The sequence below is a fragment of the Carboxydocella sp. ULO1 genome (assembly GCF_002049255.1).
Lineage (GTDB): Bacteria > Bacillota.
Window position 1 is genome coordinate 1 of the sequence record NZ_BDLQ01000072.1, and the last position, 294, is coordinate 294.

At 56.1% G+C, this 294-nt stretch carries 1 rRNA gene; it reads left to right on the forward strand.

Annotated features, from left to right (window positions below):
* A 23S ribosomal RNA gene (locus ULO1_RS09200) occupies positions 1-294 on the forward strand; the annotation flags it as partial.

The following is a 294-nucleotide window of genomic DNA, read 5'->3' on the forward strand; positions in this document are numbered from 1 at the left end:
TGAAGATGCGTGTTACCTGCGACAGGACAGAAAGACCCCGTGGAGCTTTACTGTAGCCTGACATTGGATTTTGGTATTGCATGTACAGGATAGGTGGGAGACTGGGAAGCTTAGGCGCCAGCCTAAGTGGAGTCGCTGGTGGGATACCACCCTTGTGATATTGAAGTTCTAACCCTGGCCCGTAAGCCGGGTAGGGGACAGTGTCAGGTGGGCAGTTTGACTGGGGCGGTCGCCTCCCAAAGAGTAACGGAGGCGCCCAAAGGTTCCCTCAGCGCGAATGGAAAACGCGCGGAG